The organism is Phenylobacterium sp., assembly GCF_030651755.1.
Taxonomy (GTDB): domain Bacteria; phylum Pseudomonadota; class Alphaproteobacteria; order Caulobacterales; family Caulobacteraceae; genus Phenylobacterium.
In genome coordinates, this window is sequence record NZ_JAUSBZ010000144.1 from 21,490 (window position 1) to 40,796 (window position 19,307).

Consider the following 19,307-nt stretch of genomic DNA (forward strand, 5'->3'; position numbering starts at 1 on the left):
TATCGCCCCTATCGCCGAATGTGCTTCGCAACATTAAGATGCTGCTGGAAGAAATCTTGCTCAGAGCACCCATATGACGAAGATTGATGAGACAGACCTGCGGATACTCCGGCTTCTGCAGGCCGACGGGCGGATCACCAATCAGGCCCTGGCCAACCGATGCAATCTGTCGCCGGCCGCCTGTCATGAACGCGTCCGGCGACTGAAGGACTCCGGCGTCATCCAAGGCTATGCCGCCCTGCTGGACCCCAAGGCGATTGATCGCGCTCTGTTGATCTTTGTCGAGGTCCAGCTCGATCGCACAACCGGCGACCTGTTCGCCGAGTTCGCCGCCGCCGCCCGCGCTGCTCCGGAAATCATGGAGTGTCACATGGTGGCGGGCGGGTTCGACTATCTGATCAAGGCCCGGGTCGCCGACATGGCCGACTATCGCAGCTTCCTGGGGGAGGTGCTGGTTCAGATGCCCGGCGTCCGGGAAACCCGCACCTATGCGGTGCTGGAGGAGGTCAAGAACACGGTGCGCCTGCCCCTCTAGAGTCAGAAGTTGGAGCGACCGGCCCTCAGTTGGACGATTGGATCGCGTGTCGCTCGCGCACCCGCCGCAGGCCATCCAGCACCGGCTCGGCGACATCGTCGGTCCCGGCCGGCAGGTTCCGCAGGAGACGTAGGGCGCGGATGTGAACCTGCACCCCGTCCCGGTCCCATCGGCCCGTGGCGCCGAGACGGTCCAACAGGTCACAGAGGCTGTGGGCGGCGTTCTCCAGGGCGTCGAAACCGCACAGGCTGGGCAGGCCGATCAGCTTCACCGCGAGCGCGTAGTGTTCGGTGATCAGCGCGCGGTCAAAGGCCTCGCCATAGCGCACGAACACTGCCTCCACCGCCGCCAGCCCGCTGTCGAGTTGCAGCAGGCCCGCCTCCTGCAAGCCTTCGAGATTGGTTTCAGCCTGCTCCACGGCCTGGGCCACGGTGGTCCCGCCAGGCTTTCGCAACATGGTGGCCAGGGCGTATTTCGGGCGATGAATTCGGACCGAGCTCACAGGGTCACCTTTCGGGTGGAAAACAGATTGTCGACCTGGTCCTGGCTCATGTTCGGCTCTTGGGCGACTCCGACCTCCGCCGGCAGGTCATCCCGCCGACGGGGGACGCCGTCGGGCGGCCCCTCATTCTTGTGTCGTCGGTCTGGACCGACATAGGCGTCACATTCGATGAACGGCCGGCTTTCCCGGGCGATCCAGAGGATGCGCTCCAGCATCACCACCGGAGTCAGCGGCTTCTTGACGATGTAGTGCGCGCCGCAGTCGCGGGCCTTCTGCACCATCGATACCGGAGTGTGCGCGGCCGTGACCACGACTGGGGTGAAGCCGTTGGGGTCTCCCCCGTCCCGGCGAAGCCAGGAAACGAACTCATAGCCCTCGCCAGCCGGCGACAGGGCGTCGGCGATGATCAGATCGATGGAGTTGCGTTTCACCACGTCCTGGGCCTCGGCCACCGTATGGCAACGGTGCAGGGTCTTTGCCCCGAGGCCGGCGTTGCGGGCCGCAATCTCTCGCCCCGCCGCAGGCGGCGCGACTGAAGACTGGGATGGCTGACGTGTCGTTTAACGACTGGAAAATCTCTCGCAAACTCGCCGCGGGCTTCGCCCTGATGGTTCTGGTGATCTGCGCCACGGGCGCCATCACCTTCTACAACCTCGGGCAGCTCACCAATGCGCGCGAAGACCTCACCAAGAGCAAGCTGGCCCTCGACAGCGTCAGTCGCGCGGAGTTTTTCCTGGCCAGACAGGAAAACAGCTTCCGGGGATTCCTGATCTCCCTGGACCCCTACTATATTGAGCGAGCCGAGAGCCATCGCGCCAACTTCAAGAAGGTGATGGCTGAGCTTCGCGTCGAGGTCGCCGACCAACCTGAGACGGTTGCGGAGATCGACCAGGCCCTGAAAGCCGGCGATGAGTGGTTCGTCCAGATCGTCGAAACCGGCGCTGAACTGGCGATGAATCCCCTCACCTATTCGGACGCCGCCAACATGGTCGGCCAGTCAGGCTTGGCCGACGAGCTGATGGACAAGGTTGAGGGGCCGATGGAGGCGATCACGGAGTACGAGGCGGCGCTCGTCGCCTCGGCCAATGATCGACTGACGAGCATCAATCGCAACACGACGATCATGGTCTCTTCGGCCCTCGTCCTCGCCGCCCTGGCGGCCGCCCTGCTCGGCTGGATGCTGACCAAGATGATCGCCAGCCCGATCAACAGCATGACCACCGTCATGCGCCGCCTGGCCGAGGGCGACTCCTCGGTTGAGGTCCCAGCCCGCGGCCGCAAGGACGAGGTCGGCGAAATGGCCGAGGCCGTTCAGGTCTTCAAGGAAGCCGCGATCGAGAAGGCCCGCCTGGAAAGCCAGACGGACGAACAGCGCCGCGTGGCCGAGGCCGAGCGCGCCCGCAACGAGGCCGATCGCGCCGCCACTGCTCAGGAACAGGCCAAGGTCGTCGCTGGCCTGGCCGCAGGCCTTGATCATCTGGCCCAGGGCGACCTGACCTTCCGGATCGCCGAGCCCTTCCCCGGCGACTATGTGAAGCTGCGCGACGACTTCAACGCCGCCATCGCCCAGCTGCAGGAAGCCATGTCGATCGTCGCCGTCAATGTCCGGGCCATGCGCTCGGGCGCCGGCGAGATCAGTCAGGCCGCCGATGACCTGTCGCGTCGCACCGAGCAACAGGCCGCCAGCCTGGAAGAAACCGCCGCAGCCCTGGACGAGATCACCGCCACTGTGCGCAAGTCCGCCGACGGCGCCAAGCAGGCCTCCGCCGTGGTCGCCACCTCCCGCGGGGACGCCGAGAAGACCGGCCACGTGGTCGGCGACGCCGTCCAGGCCATGAGCGAAATCGAGAAGTCTTCGGAAAAGATCACCCAGATCATCGGCGTGATCGACGAAATCGCCTTCCAGACCAACCTTCTGGCCCTGAACGCCGGGGTCGAGGCCGCCCGCGCCGGCGATGCCGGCCGTGGCTTCGCGGTCGTCGCCTCCGAAGTCCGGGCGCTCGCCCAGCGCTCGGCGGACGCCGCCAAGGAGATCAAGTCCCTGATCAGCGCCTCCTCCCAGCAGGTGGCCCAGGGCGTCGGCCTGGTCGGCCAGACCGGCGAGGCCCTGCAAAGGATCGTGTCCCAGGTCGCCGAGATCGACAGCCTCGTCTCCGAGATCGCCGCCAGCGCCCAGGAACAGGCCACCGGCCTGCATCAGGTGAACACCGCGGTTAACGAGATGGACCGGGTCACCCAGCAGAACGCGGCCATGGTCGAAGAAACCACCGCGGCCAGCCATTCCCTGGCCACGGAGGCCGAGAGCCTGTCGCAGAGCGTCGGACGCTTCAAAATCGGCGCGACGGCCGAAGCCTCAGCGGCCCCGTCGCGGGCTCCCGCGCAAGCCCCGGCGCGTTCCGCCCGAAGCGAGAGCTTCGCCAACCGGCACGTTCCCCAGATGAAAACCACCTCTCGCGACGGCGGCGCAGCCCGCCGGCCCGAGCCCACCACCGACGCCGAAGGGTGGGAAGAGTTTTAAGAATTTCGCTCTTAACTAAACCAACAAGTCTGGGGGGAAAGTCGGATGACGGACGCAGACGCCAACATCGCTGAGGTTAGCCTCTGTCCGGTGCTCGACCTGCAAGCCGCCGAACCGTTGCGCGCAGAGCTCATGGCTCTGCGCGGGCGGCCGCTGCAAGTGGACGCGTCCCAGGTCAGCCGGATTGGCGGACTTTGCCTGCAGGTCCTGCTGTCGGCGCGAATGACCTGGGCGGAGGACGGACTGCCGCTGCGCGTTGAGCAGGCCTCTGACGGTTTCCTTGAACAACTGGCCGCCTTCGGCGGACCGCAGATCAACTTTGAACCCGAGGGGGCACACCTGTGAACAAAACTGTCCTGACCATCGACGATTCCCGGACCATGCGCGAAATGCTCAACATGGCCCTGGTCCAGGCCGGCTACCGGGTCATCCAGGCCGTTGACGGCATTGAGGGCCTTGAGGTGCTTCGCGCCGAAGGGGCCGACGTGGTCATCACCGACATCAACATGCCCCGCATGGATGGTTTCGGCGTCATCGAAGGCGTCCGCGCCGATCCGGCCCACCGGGCCACCCCGATCCTCGTCCTCACCACCGAGAGCGACGCCACCAAGAAGGAACGCGCCCGGGCCGCCGGAGCCACCGGCTGGATCGTCAAGCCCTTCAACCCGACCAAGCTTGTGGACGCCATCCGCCGCGTCGCCGCCTGAGGCGGCCTTCGCCTGCGACCTAAGCTGACCTGAGTCCGGAGCACCCCGTGGATCCATTCGAGAGTATCAAGGCGACCTTCTTCCAGGAGTGCGAGGAGCTGCTCACCGACATGGAGTCGGGGCTTCTGGCCATGGAACAGGGCGACGACGATTCGGAGACCATCAATGCGGTCTTCCGGGCGGTGCATTCCGTCAAGGGCGGCGCCGGGGCCTTTGGGCTCGAGGAGCTGATCCGCTTCGCCCACGTCTTCGAGACGGTCCTGGATGAGATGCGCTCGGGCCGGCTGCACCTGACGGACGAGGTCGCCAAGGTCCTGCTGCGCGCCTCCGACGTCCTGGCCGACCATGTGGCCGCCGCCCGCAGCGGCGGGGGGGTCGACGAAGGCCGGACTGTCGGCATGATCGCCGACCTTCAAGCGCTCATCGATCAGGATCGCGCCGCCGAACTGGGTCTGCACGACGACAACGCCAGCGCCCCCGCCGACGAGGACTTCGGCTTCGTGCCGATCGTGCTCAGCCTCGACGAACCGGCCAGCGACGCCCCAGAGGTGGATGTCGCCGCCCTGATGGCGGCCGCCTCCGATCCCGAACCGGCGACCAACCCCACCTGGGTCGTCACCTTCCGGCCCAAGGCCGACATGTACGCCAAGGCCAATGAGGCCGCTCTGGTCCTGCGCGAGCTCTCGCGGCTGGGCGAGATCGAGGTCAGCCTGGATGCTTCGGCCGTGCCGCCCCTGGACCAGCTCTCGGCCGAACAGGCCTATCTCTGCTGGACGATCCGGCTGGCGGGCGACAGGAGTGAAGCCGACATCCGCGAAGCCTTTGAATTTGTTGAGGATGACTGCGAGCTGAGCGTCGTCCGCGACGGCGAAGCCGCTGACGCCTCCGCTCCCGACCTGGCTATTGACGACGACAGCGACGCCTCGGCCAGCGCCGTCGAGGCCGCCGCCGCGGCGCCGCTGGATCTCGACGCCCTCCTGGCCCGGGTTCAGCCCCCGTCCGAGGCCGCCCCAGCCGATGCGGCCCCGCCCTCTCCCGAACCTGCGAAGACGGCGCCCGCCGAGACAAACGCCCCTGATCCCGCCAAACTGGATGTGGCCGGCCTTATCGCCCTGGCCGAGAAGGCCTCCCAGGACCACGCTCAGGCGGCCCCCCCGGCCGCCCCCAAGGTCGATGTGAAGACCGAGGCCCGCGCCAGCGCCGGCGCCCCGACCGCCGCCACCCCGACGATCCGGGTTGATCTCGACCGAGTCGACCGGCTGATCAACGCGGTCGGCGAACTGGTCATCCAACAGGCCATGTTGTCTCAGCGGGTCTTTGAGAGCGGTCTGGCCCGCTCCTCCGACGTGGCCCTTGGCCTGGAAGACCTGGAGCTGCTGACCCGGGAGATCCAGGACAGCGTCATGGCCATCCGCGCCCAGCCGGTGAAGTCGGTCTTCCAGCGGATGCCGCGCCTGGTGCGTGAAGTGGCCGATCTGGTGGGCAAGAAGGTCCGCCTGGTCATGGACGGCGAGAACACCGAGGTCGACAAGACCGTCATCGAGCGCCTGTCCGATCCCATCACCCATATGCTGCGCAACGCCATCGACCACGGGCTGGAGACGCCCGAGGAGCGGGAGGCCGGCGGCAAGGGCGTCGAAGGCACGGTCCGCTTGGCCGCCCTGCACCGGGGCGGACGCATCGTCATCGAGGTCCAGGATGACGGCCGCGGGATCAATCGCCCGCGGGTCCGCGGCATCGCCGTGACCAAGGGCCTGATCGCCGAGGATGCGGTCCTGTCCGACGACGAGATCGACAACCTGATCTTCCTGCCCGGCTTCTCCACCGCTGACGTGGTCTCGGACATTTCCGGTCGCGGCGTGGGCATGGACGTGGTCAAGCGCTCCATTCAGGCGCTTGGCGGACGGATCTCCATCACGTCTGAGCCCGGCAAGGGCTCGAAATTCTCCATGAGCCTGCCGCTGACCCTGGCCGTCCTTGACGGCATGGTGGTTTCGGCCGCTGACCAGACTCTGGTGGCGCCGCTCTCCAACATCGTCGAGAGCCTGACCCCGCGGGCCGAGGATGTTCACCTGATCGGCGGACGCGATGCGGTCATCTGCATCCGCGACACCTTCGTGCCGCTGATCGATGTGGGCGTCGCCCTCGGCTTCCGGGATACGCCGCTGCCGCCCGCCTCCGGGGTGGCCGTGCTGGTGGAAAGCGAAGGGGGCGGTAAGGCCGCCCTGCTGGTCGAGGCCATCCAGGGCCAGCGCCAGGTGGTGATCAAGAGCCTGGAAGCCAACTACCAGCATATCCACGGGGTCGCCGCGGCGACCATCCTGGGGGATGGCCGCGTCGCCCTGATCCTGGACGTGGACGCCCTGGTGACGACCTCGCGCCGAAAGGCGCCACGTATCGAGAAGCGAATGGCGGGTTGACCATGACTGACACCGTGACCCAAGGCGTCGCTCAGCGGCGCGAACTGATCGCCTTCCGAATCGGCGACCAGGAGTTCTGCGTCGACATCATGTCGGTGCGAGAGATCCGCGGCTGGGCGCCGGCCACCCCCCTGCCCCGCACCCCGTCCTTCGTGAAGGGCGTGATCAACCTGCGCGGCGCGGTCCTGCCGATCATCGACCTGGGCGCCCGCCTGGGTCTGGACACCTCAGAGCCCACCGCCCGCCATGTCATCATGGTGGTCCATATCGGTGAGCGGACCATCGGCCTGCTGGTGGATGCGGTCTCCGACATCATCAATATGAGCGACGACCTGGTGCAACCGACCCCTGACGTCGCCAGCGACCAGGTGAAGACCTTCGTCAAGGGTCTGTTCGCCCTGGACGGCCGTATGGTCAGCCTCATCGCCCTCGATCGCGTCCTGCCCGAGACCGAAGCAGAGGCGGCATGACGCAGACCCCCGACTCCCGGCGCGGCGCAAAGAATGAGGGTCTGGTTGACGGCGAGTTCCTGCTGACAGCTGAGGATTTCCGCAAGATCGCCCAGATCCTGCATTCCCACGCCGGCATCGCCCTCAACGAAGGCAAGGCCGCCCTGGTCTATTCGCGCCTGGCCAAGCGTCTGCGCACCCTCGGCCTGCGGAACTTCCGGGAATACTGCGCCCTGGTGGAGGACGCCGAGGCCCTGGACGAGCGCCAGGCGATGATGGCCGCCCTGACCACCAATGTGACGCGCTTCTTCCGCGAGCCGCACCATTTCGACCACCTGCGCGACCAGGTGATGCCCGAGCTCGCCGCCCGCGCCCGGGCTGGCGGTCGTGTGCGCATGTGGTCGGCCGCCTGCTCCAACGGCCAGGAACCCTATTCCATGGCCATCACCCTGCTGTCGGTCCTGCCCGAGGCCGCCAAGCTGGACGTGAAGATCCTGGCCACCGACATCGACCCCAACATGGTGGCCGAGGGCAAGGCCGGCTGTTACCGCGAAGACGCCGTTTCTCCCGTACCCCTGGAGCTGCGCCGCCGCTGGTTCGAGAAGGTCTCCGCGCCAGACGGGCGCATCTGGTCGGTCTCGCCCGAACTGCGCAACCTGGTGGCGTTCCGTGAACTGAATCTCATTGGCGACTGGCCCATGCGCGGCCGGTTCGACACCATCTTCTGCCGCAACGTGGTGATCTATTTCGACGAACCCACCCAGGAGCGCATCTGGAGCCGTTTCGTGCCAGCCATGAACCCTGGCGGCACCCTCTATATCGGCCACTCGGAGCGCGTCACCGGCCCGGCCGTTTCGACCCTGGAGACCGCCGGCCTGACCACCTATCGTCTGAGGGCCAAGCCATGACTGTTCGCGTCCTCATCGTCGATGACTCGGCCACCATGCGCAGTCTGATCGCCGCGACCCTGCGTCAGGATCCCGAGATCGAGGTCCTGGGGTTCGCCAATGATCCCCTGGAAGCGCGCGAGGCCATCAAGCGCCTGAACCCCGACGTGATCACCCTCGATGTCGAGATGCCGCATATGAGCGGCCTGGACTTCCTCGAGAAGATCATGCGCCTGCGGCCCATGCCGGTGGTGATGGTGTCCACCCTGACCCAGGCCGGCGCCGACGCCACCCTGTCGGCCATGGAGCTCGGCGCCGTCGATTGCGTCGGCAAGCCTGGCGCCGGAAACACGGCGTCGGAAGCCTTCGCCGACCTCGCCGATAAGGTGAAGGCCGCCGCCCGGGCCCGGGTTCGCCCCTTCGCCGGCCCTGTCGTCCGCGCCGAGGAAAACCGTTCCTACCGGGCTGAGGACATCATCGTGGCGATCGGCTCGTCCACGGGCGGGGTGGAGGCCTTGATGACCATCCTCTCCGGCTTCCCGGCCACCTGCCCGCCGACCGTCATCACCCAGCACATGCCGGCCACCTTCACCAAGAGCTTCGCCGAGCGCCTGGACCGGATTTCCGGCGCCAAGGTGGCCGAGGCCTGGGACGGCGCCCGCCTGGCGCCCGGTCATGTCTATCTGGCGCCGGGTGGGATCGCGCATCTGGAAGTCACCGGCACGACCCACCCCACCTGCCGCCTTCGCCAGGACGAGGCGGTGAATGGCCATCGCCCATCGGTGGACGTATTGTTTGAGTCTGTCGCGCGCCTGAACCGTCCGGCCCTGGGGGTGATCCTCACCGGCATGGGACGGGACGGCGCCCAGGGCCTCCTGAGCCTTCGCCAGGCCGGCGGCCGCACCCTGGGACAGGACGAGGCCAGTTGCGTCGTCTATGGCATGCCCCGCGCCGCCCACGAGATCGGAGCGGTGGAAAAGCAGTCGCCGCTTGCTCGCATGAGCGCGGCAATCCTTGGTCTATGCGCGGCGACTGAGCCGCAGAGGAGCGCCTGATGCCCGCCCCCGGAGCCATCAAGACCTTGATCGCCGATGATCAGCAGTCCATGCGCTCGCTGATCCGCACCAGCCTGAACGCCCTTGGGATCACCCAGACCCGGGAGGCGGCCGATGGCGAGGACGCCTTGCGCGCCCTGCTGGCCCAGCCGGCCAATCTGGTGATCACCGACTTCAACATGCCCAAGCTCGACGGGCTGGGGCTGCTGCGGGCCATCCGCGCCCACGGTCCGATTTCGAAGACCGCCGTCATCATGCTGACCGGCCGCGCCGACCGCGAGCTTGTGCAGCGGGCGGTGCAGTTCGGCGTGAACAATTATCTGGTCAAACCCTTCACGACGCAGATCCTGAAGGAAAAGATCGAAGCCGTTTTCGGGCCCCTTGAATGATCGTTGAGAACATCTCGAATCGGGCGGGCCGGCGGATCCATGTGGTCCAGGGCGAGCACTATGTCACCGACGACCCGGAGGTCACCCTGACCACCATTCTGGGGAGCTGCGTGGCCGTGTGCCTATGGGATCCCGAACGGGGCGTCGGCGGCATGAACCACTTCCTGCTGCCGGAAGGTAAGGCCGAGGGCGCCAACGAGGGCCGCCGCTATGGCGCCTTCGCCATGGAGCTCTTGATCAACGAACTGTTGCGCCTGGGCGCCCGTCGGGAACGCCTGCAGGCCAAGCTGTTCGGCGGCGCGCGCATGTTCAGCGGTCTGTCGGACGTGGGCGCCTCCAATATCGCCTTCGCCGAACGTTTCATGCGGGATGAAGGCATTCCGGTCATGGGCACCAGCCTCGGGGGCTTTGGCGCCCGGCGCATCCAGTTCTGGCCCACCACGGGCCGAGCCCAGCAGAAGACCGTGACCGACACCCATGAACTGACCAACCTGAAAGAGGTCCCCAAGCCCGCCCCCGTGGTCGTCGACGACGGCGCGGTGGAGCTATTCTGATGCGTCCCGGCCAGGTCGCCGTCCTTGCGCCGCCGCTTCTGTCCGCCCTGGCCGCGGAGATGGACCACGCCGGCGACCTGTGCGCCCGGCTGGAGGAGCTGGTCACCCGTCTCGCCGCCGCCGTGGAGGGCGAACCCCGGGAGCTGGCGCTGAGCGAGGCCCAGACCCTCGACGTCCTGACCCAGCACCTGTCCGCCGTGGCGGTGTTCATGCGCGGCATGTCGGAGCAGTTGACCACCGCCCGGTCGGTCGATCCCGATGCGGTCTTGGCCCTGGTGCCGCTCAGTGAGCTCGCCGGCCGGCTTCGCGGCGTGCTCTACAACGCCAGTCAGATCCCGCCGACGCCAGACGGCGCGTCCGGCGATCTCGACCTGTTCTAAGGGGGGCCGCCGTGAGCCTCCACCCCGATGTCCGGCTGAACCTGGCACGCTCCAATGTCCTGCTCATCGATGACAATGAACAGGCCCTGGAAGTGCTCGCCTCCATCTTCCGCGGCTTTGGCGTCCACCGGCAGGTGAAGTGCGGCTCGGCCGCCGACGCCCAGGCGGTGCTGCGTAGCCGCGAGATCGACCTGATCGTCTGCGACACGGTCATGCCCGACATGGACGGCTACAGCTTCGTCCGCTGGCTGCGGCGGGAAGGTCCTGAGGAGGCGCGCTTCGCCCCTGTGATCATGCTGACCGGCCACGCGGCGCGCTCGACCATCGAAAGCAGCCGCGACTGCGGCGCCAATTTCATCGTCTCTAAACCCTTCACACCCGAAGTCCTGCTGCAGCGGATTTACTGGGTGGCGAAGGATGAACGCTCCATGGTCCGCAGCGACTCCTATGTGGGCCCCGACCGCCGCTTCCGGAACGTAGGGCCGCCGCTCGGCGTCAAGGGCCGCCGTAAGGACGATCTGTCGGCCCACGTCGGGATAGCCAAGGATCCGAACATGGACCAGGACGAGATCGACAACCTGCTGAAGCCGCAAAGGGCCGCCCTATGAGCGACGCCGAGATCTTCAAGGTCCGCAACCGCCTGGCCAACCATGTGAGCGAGCCGGGGGGCATGACCGCCGGGATGGCCGGCTCGCGCGCCGCCCGTGAGCTGGCCGCCCAGCAGGGCAAGTCCTATGAGGCTATCGGCGAAGCCCTGGAGACCCTGGAATGGCTCTGCCAGGACAAGTCCGCGCCGATGGATTCGGTCTATGACCTGTCGACCACCGTGCTCGATATCGCCGGGCTGTTCGATGACAAGCAGCTGTGCCGCGCCGCCTACAGCCTCTGCGAACTGGCCGACAAGCTCCGCACCCGGGGCGCGGCGGACTGGGCGCCGATCAAGATCCATGTGAACGGCATGCGGCTGATCTGGAACACCGCCGAGGCGGACCGCGAGGGTCTGAACGCCATGGTCGAAGGCCTCTGGAGCCTGACCGAACATCTGAGCATCGGTGACGGCGAGGCCGAAGCGCCGGCTGCCTGAGCACGAGTTGTCGCCGGAAGCCCTCAGGCCCCCGGCGACAAACCTGCGGCCGATCAGGCCTCGTTGGTGAAGATCACCGTGCCCGAGGCGGCGAACATGCCGCCGACCCCGTGACAGACGCTGATCTTCGCGCCGTCCACCTGGGCCGGCGCAATGCCGCGCATCTGGCGCACGCTCTCCTGCAGGGCGTACATGCCGTACATGCCTGAGTGCATGTAGGAGAGCCCGCCGCCATTGGTGTTCAGCGGCAGCTTGCCGCCGATGGCGGTGTTGCGGCCATTGATGAAGTCCTTGGCCTCGCCCGGCTTGCAGAAGCCGAGGTCTTCCAGCCCATAGAGCGGCAGGTGGGCGAAGGCGTCATAGATCATCAGGTGATCCACATCGCCGTGGCTGATGCCGGCCTCGTCAAAGGCCTTCTTGCCCGAGACGCGGAAGGCCTTGGAGGTGGTGAAGTCCTCCATCTGGCTGACCAGGGGGGTTTCCACGCTCTCGCCCGTGCCCAGCACATAGACCGGCTTCTGCGGGAAGTCCTTGGCCCGCTCGGCGCTGGTCAGGATCAGCGCGCCGCCGCCGTCGGTGACCAGGCAGCACATCAGCTTGCGGAACGGCCAGGCGATCATGTCGGAGTTGAGGACATCATCGATGGTGATCGGGTCACGATAGGAGGCGCGCGGGTTCTTGGCCGCCCACTCCCGCTGGATCACCGCCACATTGGCCAGGTCTTCCTCGGTCACCCCATAGGTCTTCATGTAGCGAAGCACCGGGATGGTGAACATGGTCGGCGGGGCCGTGACCCCATAGGGCATTTCGAACTGCCCCATCAGGCTGGACGGCGCCCGGCCAAAGCCGCCGGCGCCGACCCGCGAACGGCCGGACTCGCCGTGGGTGATCAGGACGGTGGTGCACAGGCCCGCATTGATGGCCGCGGCCGCATGGCGGACATGCAGCATGAACGAGCAGCCGCCGACGCTGGTGCCGTCGGCATAGGTGGGCGTAATCCCCAGATACTGGGCGAGCTCCACCGGCGAGATGCCGGCGCAGGCCACGCCGTCGATGTCGGTGGGCTTCAGGCCGGCGTCGGCCAGGGCGTTGAGCGCCGCGTCAGCGTGCAGGCCGATCACGGACACGTCCGGAATCTTGCCCATCTTGGTGGTCTCAGCGGCGCCTACGACCGCAACAGATTTCTGCATCATGGTCGCCTTACCCCTTGGCCGGCTGGAAGAACGGCAGCGTGATGGTGTCGCTCATCTTCTCGAAGACGACCTCCAGCGGCATGTCGAGCACCAGGGCCTCAGGCGTCTGGGGGCAGCCGACGATGTTGGTCATCATCCGCGGGCCTTCCTCAAGCTGCACCACGGCGATGGCGTAGGGCTCGGTCCCCATGTCCGGGCGGGGGCGATGGTTGATCACGTAGGAATAGAGGGTGGCGCGACCGCTGGCCTTGAAGACCTCGACATTGCGCGAGCCGGTCTTGGGCGCGAAGGGGCGCGGGGGGAAATAGGCTTCACCGGTCTCCTTGCAACGCTGGAGCAGAAGCTCCCCGTTGCGGGTCCCGTCCCAGAAATGCTGGGTCTCCGGAGTCGGCTCCGGCAAAATGCGAGGCGGCATACGTCTCCATCCCTCAAAAATGTTTTCAAAAATCCCGACCTGTTCCGGCCGAGCGGGCGCCAGAAAAGACGAGTGCGAGGCGCTTGTCGACCGGCTTAGACCGGAGAGCCCGAAAGACGTCGCCGGTCGCTGGCCGCGACCAGGGCCCGCCAGACCTCAGACTCCAGGGCCTTGGCGGCGGGATCGTCCCTGCGCTCCAGCTCGGCGTGCAGGGCGATCAGGGCCACCTTCAGCTCGCCATTGGCGCTTTGCAGCGCGCTGAGCCGCAGGCTTTCGTCCCGTCCCTCGGCGAGGGCGTGCAGCCAGCGGCGGCGGGAATCCTCATCCCAGACCTTGGCCCCCGCCCCCAGGAGGGCCCGGAGGTCAGCGTTTTCACGGGCCAGGATCTCGGCCGCCCCGTCCCACATCTCGGCGGCTAGACCCAGCAGGAGCGCCGAGAGACCAAGCTCCCCGGCCCGTTCGGCGGCCGGGATATTGGGCGCGGCGTTGCGGGCCACGCGGCCGGCCAGATCGGCCAGCACCTGGGAGACGGCAGGGGTCATAGGTGTCCCATCACTTTCAGCGCGGCCCGGTCCTGGGCGTCGATCAGCGCCCAGGCCGGATAGACCAGGATCGGATCGCGATTGGCCCCGTCCAGCCAGGTCTTGGCGCTGGACACCCAGATGGCCTGGCCCTTCACGCAGGCGAACAGCTCCCACCATTTCAGGGCTTCCGGCGCGGCGGTGAGGCCGCTGGCGGCCTCCCAGGCGGCGATCGCCTCATCCCGGGGCAGGAGCCCGCCGGGATGCCCGCGACCGAAGGACCAGACGGGATTGAAGCTCCAGCCCAGGTCCTCCAGCGGGTCGCCCAGATGGCACATTTCCCAGTCGAGGACGCCGTGGATCTGGCCTTCGGTGTCATAGAGGAAGTTGCCGGTGCGGTAGTCGCCATGCACCACCGCCACCTTCTGGGCCGGCGGCGGCGGGTTGGCCCGCAGCCAGCGAACGGCCGCCCGGATCACCGGCAGGGGCTCGGTCTCGTCGGCGTCCAGCACCCCTTCCCAATGGTCGAGTTCGCGAAGCCAGACGCTGTCGGCCTGGGTGGCGGGCAGAACCGCCGCCAGGCCGAGCGCTGCGGGATCGGCCCGGGCGATCTGGCCCAGGATCGTCCACTTGCGCCGCCCCAGCGCCGGCAGGCTGTCCAGATAGGGCGTCGTCCACAGGGGGCCGGTCCCGGCCTGGAAGCCGGCGATCTCCTCGGCCACGAAGAAGGGGCTGCCAAGCGCGGTGTCCCCCTCCTCCAGCCAGAGCATTTCGGGCACTGGCACCTCGGTGCCATGGAAGGCGCGATAGGCCTCGAACTCCACCCGTCGCTCGGTGTCGATCAGGCTGTCGGCCGGATCGCGTCGCAGGATCAGCCCCCGTCGCCGGGTCTCCCCGCCCTCGGTCCAGACCAGGGTGAAGCGATAGGTCTGGCGCGAGGCGCCGCCGGTGATGCGGGCGATCTCGGTGACCGCCACGCCCTGCGCCTGCGGCATCCTCGCCGCGGCGTAGGCGCCCAGGCGCTGGACGAGCTCAGGCTCCTCCATGCTCAGCTCATCTTGAAGCGGATGGGCAGGGTCTTGGGCCCGTTGACGAACACCGCCTGGGACATCTGCGGTTCGCCGGCCAGTTCCAGGGACTCCAGGCGCGGAATGAGCTCCTCCCAGAGGATCCGCATCTCCATCTTGGCCAGGTGCTGGCCCAGGCACAGATGGGCGCCATAGCCGAAGGCCAGATGCTTGTTGGGCTTGCGGTCCACCCGGAAGGCCTGGGGATCGTCGAACACCGCCTCGTCGCGGTTGCCCGAGGCATAGCAGAGCATCAGCCAGTCCTGGGCCGCCAGGGCCCGGCCGCCGATTTCGGTGGGTTCGGCCACGGTGCGCATGAAGGTCTTCACCGGGGTGGTCCAGCGGATGGATTCATCCACCAGGCCCGCGATCAGGGACGGATCGGCTTTCAGCTTGGCCAGCTCCCCCGGATTTTCCGCCAGGCCCCAGATCGCGCCGCCGGTGGAGGAGGATGTGGTGTCGTGGCCGGCGGTGGCGACGATGATGTAGTAGCTCATCGCCTCGAACTCGGAGATCGGCTGGCCATCGATCATGCTGTTGGCGATCACGCTGGACAGGTCGTCCGTCGGATTGGCCCGACGGTCGGCCGACAGCTTGCGGAAATACTCGAAGAAGTCGGTGATGACGCCCGGGGTCAGCTTCGCGCCTGGATCGACCTCTTCCTTGCGGGCCAGTTCCGGATCGGCGGCGCCGAACAGCTCCTGGGTCAGCATCAGCATCCGCGGCTCGTCTTCGCGGGGCACGCCCATGATCTCCATGACCACCCGAAGGGGATAATGCAGGGCCACTTCGCGGACGAAGTCGCAACTGCCCCCGGTGGCGGCCATCTGCTCCACGGCCGCCTTGGCCACCCCGCGGATGCGATCCTCCATGGACCGCAGGTTCTGCGGCATGAACCAGGCCTGGGTCAGGGCGCGGTATTTGTGGTGATCGGGCTCGTCCATGTGGATGAGGGTGCGCAGCAGGTGCGGGCTGCCACCGGTCATCTCGCGGATCTTGGCGTCGGTTTCCTGATTGACGATGGTCGGCGACTTGGCGCCGTTCAGGAAGAGCGCATTCTGCCGGCTGATCTCCAGGATGTCGGCGTGGCGCGTGGCGACCCAGAAGGGCTCGTAGCCCTCCGGCTCGGCCCGTCCGAACGCGTTATTGGCCCGCAGCCAGGCATAGGTTTCGTGTATGCGCCCATCGGCATAGGCCTTGGGGTCCACCAGAGTTTGCGCATGTTCTTGCGGTATGCGCACGTTTGACTCAGTCATGATCGCTCCTGCGGGACCCCTTACGCTGCGGAATGCTTACCCAAGGGCAGCAATTTCGTTCCGTAACGTTAGGACGCCGACGCCTCCCTTGCCTTGTTCTACTTGAACAATTGATACTGCCAGCACAGGCGACGTCGCAATACCGACAATCAAACCGCTGTAGAAATTGCGTCCGGAGGAACCGCCCATGCTGACCAAGGCCGACGACTTTCCCATCCACCAGACGCCGGAGCCGGTGGCCCATGCGGGGACCGACCGGAACTTCTACGACCGCTATTTTTTCAACGGCTACAGCCCTGACGGGGCCACCTATTTCGCCATCGCCTTCGGGGTCTATCCGCACCTGAACATCGCCGACGCCCATTTCAGCGTCATCCGCGACGGGGTGCAGCACTGTGTGCACGCCTCGAAGGTCCTGCATTCCGAACGGCTGGATCTTCAGGTCGGGCCCATCTCCATCACCGTGGTCGAGCCGCTGCAGACCCTGAAGGTGACGGTGAAGGACGGCGAGGGCCTGGCCGCCGAGATCACCTTCAGCGGCCGCGCCTTCCCCATCGAGGAGCCGCGCTTCACCCGCCGCATCGGCCCGCGGGCCTTCATGGACTATACCCGCCTGACCCAGAACGTCCGCTGCGCCGGCTGGATCGAGGTGGACGGCTATCGTCAGGACCTGCCGGCGGGAACCGTGGGCTCCCGCGACCGCTCCTGGGGCATCCGGCCGGTGGGGGCGCCTGATCCCCAGCCGCCGGTCCCCATGACCATGAGCGGCTTTTTCTGGCAGTGGACCCCGTTGAACTTCGCCGACCGCAGCGTCTTCTTCCACGTCAACGCCGATCCGGACGGGAGCGCCTGGAACACCCGGGCGGTGATCCTGCCGGACGGGGCGCCGCAGGGGAGCGGGTTTCACACCTCAGCGGCGCGGATGACGGAGGTGGAACTGGTTCCCGGCACGCGGCACGCCCGGGGCGGGGTGCTGGAAATCCCCTCTGAGGGGGGGCTCAAAAGGGTGCATTTCGCGCCATTTTTGACCTTTTTGATGCGCGGAATCGGCTATTCCGGCGCCTGGCGACACGGCGCCTACAAGGGTGAGCTGGTGGTCGAGCGCGAAGACATCGACCTGGCCGCCGCCGACATGGGGGCGCCTGAGCATGTCCACATCCAGGCCCTGTCCCGGGTGACCCTGATCGAGCCCGACGGGACCGAGCAGTCGGGCATGGGGGTGTTCGAGCAGCTGATCGCCGGCCCCTACAAGCCCTACGGTCTCGGCTGAGCCCCGCGGGACTTGCCAAGCGGCCCCTGGACTGATCGGCTGAGCCTTCATCGCAGAGGGAGGTGATCCATGCGGGGTTTTTTCGCCAAGATGTTCGGGCCACAGGCGGGCGCCACGCCGCGGCCGGCGGCGACGGATGCGGCCGGCGTCGAGCGCACCTGGGTCTCCAGCGATGGCCTGAGGCTGTCGGCCCAGGACTATGGCGGCGCAGGGGGGCCAGCCCGGCTGCCGGTGATCTGCATCCACGGCCTGACCCGCAATGCCCGGGACTTTGAGGATGTAGCGCCGGCGATCGCCGCCACCGGCCGCCGGGTCCTGGCCCTGGACGTGCGGGGCCGCGGCCGCTCTGCCTATGACCCCAACCCGACCAACTACAACCCGGCCGTCTATGCAGGCGACGTGGCGAGCCTGATGGGCGAGGCCGGGATCGCCCGGGCCATCTTCCTGGGCACGTCGATGGGGGGGCTGATCACCATGACGCTCTCGACGATGCGGCCAGACCTGATCGCCGGCGCCATCCTCAACGACATCGGCCCGGAGATCGCCACCGAGGGCCTGACCCGGATCAGCGGCTATGTGGGCTCTGGCGGTCCCGCCGCCAGCTGGACCGAGGCCGCCGAGCGGACCCGGGCGATCAATGGCTCGGCCCAGCCGCACCTGACCGACGCCGACTGGGACCGGTTCGCCAGGCGCACCTGGCGGGAGGCCGAGCCCGGCAAGCTGGTGCTCGACTACGACCCGGCCATCGCCCAGGCCTTCGCCGCCGCCCCGGCCGGAACCCCGAGTCCCGACCTCTGGCCCCTGTTCATGGCGCTGGCCATCAACCGGCCGATGCTGCTGGTGCGTGGCGGGGCGTCGGACCTGCTGGCCGAGGACACGGCCGCGCGCATGCAGTCCCTGGCCCCGCAGCTGCGCCGGATCGACATCGACGGGGTTGGCCACGCCCCCACCCTGGATGAGCCCGCCGCCCGCAAGGCGATCACCGACTTCCTGGCCGACGCCCCCTGACCCGAGGCGATGCAGCTTGCCTTTGGGGCTCTGGCCTTGGCACTATCGTCAGATTGCACCGAAGGGGGCCGCACTTTTCAAGCGCCGGCCCAATTTTTGAGAGATTGAGACTTTGACGATTTTGGCTCAGGCGGCGAACGCCTCGCCGTCGATGGATTCGGATTCCTTCGCCTCGGTGGACGCCCTCGTCCAGGGGCTGGCTGGCGTCGGCTATATCGCCTCGCGCCGTATCGCCACGGCGCTCTACATGTCGGTCCACCTGCAGAAGCCGATCCTGGTGGAAGGGGTCGCCGGCGTCGGCAAGACGGAACTGGCGCTGTCGACCGCCACCCTGCTCGGCCTGCCGCTGATCCGCATGCAGTGCTATGAGGGCCTGGACGAGTCCAAGGCCCTGTACGAGTGGAAGTACGGCAAGCAGCTCCTCTACACCCAGATCCTCAAGGACCGCATGGGGGCCGAACTGGCGGATGCGGCCGGCATGGACGAGGCCATGGAGCGCCTGCACGGCATGGGCGACATGTTCTTCTCCGAGCCCTTCCTGGAGCCCCGGCCCCTGATGAAGGCCCTGCGGGAAGACGATGGCTGCGTCCTGCTGATCGACGAGATCGACAAGTCCGACGAGGCCTTCGAGGCCTTCCTGCTGGAGGTGCTGTCGGCCTATCAGGCCTCGGTGCCTGAGCTCGGCGTCATCAAGGCCAAGACCCCGCCCATCGTCTTCCTGACCTCCAACAATGTGCGCGACCTGGGCGACGCGCTGAAGCGCCGCTGTCTGCACCTGCACATCCCCCTGCCCGAGGCCAGCCTGGAGCGCCGCATCGTCGCCAGCCGGGTGCCGAATATCGAAGAACGCCTGACCCACCAGCTGGTCGGCTTCGTCCAGGCCCTGCGGCAGATGGACCTGCGCAAATCGCCCTCGATCTCCGAGACGGTGGACTGGGCCCGGGCGCTGATCCTGATGCACGCCGACAGCCTGGACGCGGCCATGGTGCGCGACACCCTGAACGTGATCCTGAAATACGAGCAGGATATTCAGATGGTCGAGCCGCAGGTGAGCGAACTGCTGCGGACGGCCCAGACGACACCGTAGGCGCCGCGCC

Annotated in this window: 23 protein-coding genes; 16 read left to right on the forward strand and 7 right to left on the reverse strand. The window is 67.2% G+C overall.

Annotation, left to right across the window (positions count from 1 at the left end; genetic code table 11):
* Positions 1–73: 73 nt before the first annotated feature.
* Complete coding sequence (locus Q7V15_RS13635) at positions 74–535, forward strand: Lrp/AsnC ligand binding domain-containing protein (RefSeq protein WP_304756257.1); 462 nt, start codon at positions 74–76, stop codon at positions 533–535.
* A gap of 25 nt (positions 536–560) precedes the next feature.
* Here the strand turns inward: Q7V15_RS13635 and Q7V15_RS13640 are convergent, their stop codons facing one another.
* Positions 561–1,037, reverse strand: coding sequence for a hypothetical protein (locus tag Q7V15_RS13640; protein ID WP_304756258.1), 477 nt, complete (start codon positions 1,035–1,037; stop codon positions 561–563).
* On the reverse strand, positions 1,034–1,489 hold the full coding sequence (locus Q7V15_RS13645; RefSeq protein WP_370689819.1) for a PleD family two-component system response regulator: 456 nt from the start codon (positions 1,487–1,489) through the stop codon (positions 1,034–1,036). The genes Q7V15_RS13640 and Q7V15_RS13645 overlap by 4 nt, the downstream gene beginning before the upstream one ends.
* Positions 1,490–1,581: 92 nt before the next feature.
* Between Q7V15_RS13645 and Q7V15_RS13650 the strand changes: the two genes are divergently transcribed.
* Genes Q7V15_RS13650 through Q7V15_RS13705 form a run of 12 tightly spaced genes read left to right on the forward strand, consistent with a single transcriptional unit; the run spans position 1,582 to position 11,480 of the window.
* Positions 1,582–3,555 carry a methyl-accepting chemotaxis protein gene (locus Q7V15_RS13650; RefSeq protein ID WP_304756259.1) on the forward strand — a complete coding sequence of 658 codons (1,974 nt, stop codon included), beginning with the start codon at positions 1,582–1,584 and terminating at the stop codon, positions 3,553–3,555.
* Positions 3,556–3,600: 45 nt separating this feature from the next.
* Positions 3,601–3,900 (forward strand): STAS domain-containing protein, encoded by a 300-nt coding sequence (locus Q7V15_RS13655; RefSeq protein WP_304756260.1) that lies wholly within the window; start codon positions 3,601–3,603, stop codon positions 3,898–3,900.
* On the forward strand, positions 3,897–4,262 hold the full coding sequence (locus tag Q7V15_RS13660; protein WP_304756261.1) for a response regulator: 366 nt from the start codon (positions 3,897–3,899) through the stop codon (positions 4,260–4,262). The genes Q7V15_RS13655 and Q7V15_RS13660 overlap by 4 nt, the downstream gene beginning before the upstream one ends.
* A gap of 47 nt (positions 4,263–4,309) precedes the next feature.
* Entirely contained in the window at positions 4,310–6,682 is a 2,373-nt protein-coding gene (locus tag Q7V15_RS13665) for a chemotaxis protein CheA (protein ID WP_304756262.1), read from the forward strand.
* A 2-nt stretch (positions 6,683–6,684) separates the two neighbouring features.
* Positions 6,685–7,152: a chemotaxis protein CheW gene (locus tag Q7V15_RS13670; protein ID WP_304756263.1), complete on the forward strand. Its 468-nt coding sequence runs from the start codon at positions 6,685–6,687 to the stop codon at positions 7,150–7,152.
* Positions 7,149–8,039, forward strand: a complete 891-nt coding sequence (locus Q7V15_RS13675) for a protein-glutamate O-methyltransferase CheR (RefSeq protein ID WP_304756264.1) — start codon at positions 7,149–7,151, stop codon at positions 8,037–8,039. Before Q7V15_RS13670 ends, Q7V15_RS13675 begins: the two co-directional genes overlap by 4 nt.
* Entirely contained in the window at positions 8,036–9,073 is a 1,038-nt protein-coding gene (locus Q7V15_RS13680; protein WP_304756265.1) for a chemotaxis response regulator protein-glutamate methylesterase, read from the forward strand. Before Q7V15_RS13675 ends, Q7V15_RS13680 begins: the two co-directional genes overlap by 4 nt.
* Positions 9,073–9,462 carry a response regulator gene (locus Q7V15_RS13685; protein ID WP_304756266.1) on the forward strand — a complete coding sequence of 130 codons (390 nt, stop codon included), beginning with the start codon at positions 9,073–9,075 and terminating at the stop codon, positions 9,460–9,462. The genes Q7V15_RS13680 and Q7V15_RS13685 overlap by 1 nt, the downstream gene beginning before the upstream one ends.
* A complete protein-coding gene (locus tag Q7V15_RS13690; RefSeq protein ID WP_304756267.1) occupies positions 9,459–10,016 on the forward strand; it encodes a chemotaxis protein CheD in 558 nt (185 codons plus the stop codon). The genes Q7V15_RS13685 and Q7V15_RS13690 overlap by 4 nt, the downstream gene beginning before the upstream one ends.
* Positions 10,016–10,396, forward strand: a complete 381-nt coding sequence (locus tag Q7V15_RS13695) for a hypothetical protein (RefSeq protein WP_304756268.1) — start codon at positions 10,016–10,018, stop codon at positions 10,394–10,396. Before Q7V15_RS13690 ends, Q7V15_RS13695 begins: the two co-directional genes overlap by 1 nt.
* An 11-nt stretch (positions 10,397–10,407) precedes the next feature.
* Positions 10,408–11,004 (forward strand): response regulator, encoded by a 597-nt coding sequence (locus Q7V15_RS13700; protein ID WP_304756269.1) that lies wholly within the window; start codon positions 10,408–10,410, stop codon positions 11,002–11,004.
* Positions 11,001–11,480 carry a hypothetical protein gene (locus Q7V15_RS13705; RefSeq protein ID WP_304756270.1) on the forward strand — a complete coding sequence of 160 codons (480 nt, stop codon included), beginning with the start codon at positions 11,001–11,003 and terminating at the stop codon, positions 11,478–11,480. The genes Q7V15_RS13700 and Q7V15_RS13705 overlap by 4 nt, the downstream gene beginning before the upstream one ends.
* Before the next feature lie 53 nt (positions 11,481–11,533).
* Here Q7V15_RS13705 and Q7V15_RS13710 read toward each other — a convergent pair whose 3' ends face one another.
* The 5 genes from Q7V15_RS13710 to Q7V15_RS13730 all read right to left on the reverse strand — a co-directional run bounded on the left by Q7V15_RS13710 (position 11,534) and on the right by Q7V15_RS13730 (position 15,932).
* Positions 11,534–12,670: a hypothetical protein gene (locus Q7V15_RS13710; RefSeq protein ID WP_304756271.1), complete on the reverse strand. Its 1,137-nt coding sequence runs from the start codon at positions 12,668–12,670 to the stop codon at positions 11,534–11,536.
* Positions 12,671–12,680: 10 nt separating this feature from the next.
* Complete coding sequence (locus Q7V15_RS13715; protein ID WP_293316211.1) at positions 12,681–13,088, reverse strand: Zn-ribbon domain-containing OB-fold protein; 408 nt, start codon at positions 13,086–13,088, stop codon at positions 12,681–12,683.
* A 95-nt stretch (positions 13,089–13,183) separates the two neighbouring features.
* On the reverse strand, positions 13,184–13,630 hold the full coding sequence (locus Q7V15_RS13720; RefSeq protein ID WP_304756272.1) for a hypothetical protein: 447 nt from the start codon (positions 13,628–13,630) through the stop codon (positions 13,184–13,186).
* Complete coding sequence (locus Q7V15_RS13725; RefSeq protein WP_304756273.1) at positions 13,627–14,655, reverse strand: phosphotransferase family protein; 1,029 nt, start codon at positions 14,653–14,655, stop codon at positions 13,627–13,629. Before Q7V15_RS13725 ends, Q7V15_RS13720 begins: the two co-directional genes overlap by 4 nt.
* A 2-nt stretch (positions 14,656–14,657) precedes the next feature.
* Positions 14,658–15,932: a cytochrome P450 gene (locus tag Q7V15_RS13730; protein WP_304756274.1), complete on the reverse strand. Its 1,275-nt coding sequence runs from the start codon at positions 15,930–15,932 to the stop codon at positions 14,658–14,660.
* 187 nt (positions 15,933–16,119) lie between these two features.
* Between Q7V15_RS13730 and Q7V15_RS13735 the strand changes: the two genes are divergently transcribed.
* The 3 genes from Q7V15_RS13735 to Q7V15_RS13745 all read left to right on the forward strand — a co-directional run bounded on the left by Q7V15_RS13735 (position 16,120) and on the right by Q7V15_RS13745 (position 19,297).
* Positions 16,120–17,202 carry a hypothetical protein gene (locus tag Q7V15_RS13735; protein WP_304756275.1) on the forward strand — a complete coding sequence of 361 codons (1,083 nt, stop codon included), beginning with the start codon at positions 16,120–16,122 and terminating at the stop codon, positions 17,200–17,202.
* A 69-nt stretch (positions 17,203–17,271) separates the two neighbouring features.
* Positions 17,272–18,210 carry an alpha/beta fold hydrolase gene (locus Q7V15_RS13740; RefSeq protein ID WP_304756276.1) on the forward strand — a complete coding sequence of 313 codons (939 nt, stop codon included), beginning with the start codon at positions 17,272–17,274 and terminating at the stop codon, positions 18,208–18,210.
* 151 nt (positions 18,211–18,361) lie between these two features.
* Complete coding sequence (locus tag Q7V15_RS13745; protein ID WP_304756277.1) at positions 18,362–19,297, forward strand: MoxR family ATPase; 936 nt, start codon at positions 18,362–18,364, stop codon at positions 19,295–19,297.
* The last annotated feature ends 10 nt before the right edge of the window (positions 19,298–19,307 follow it).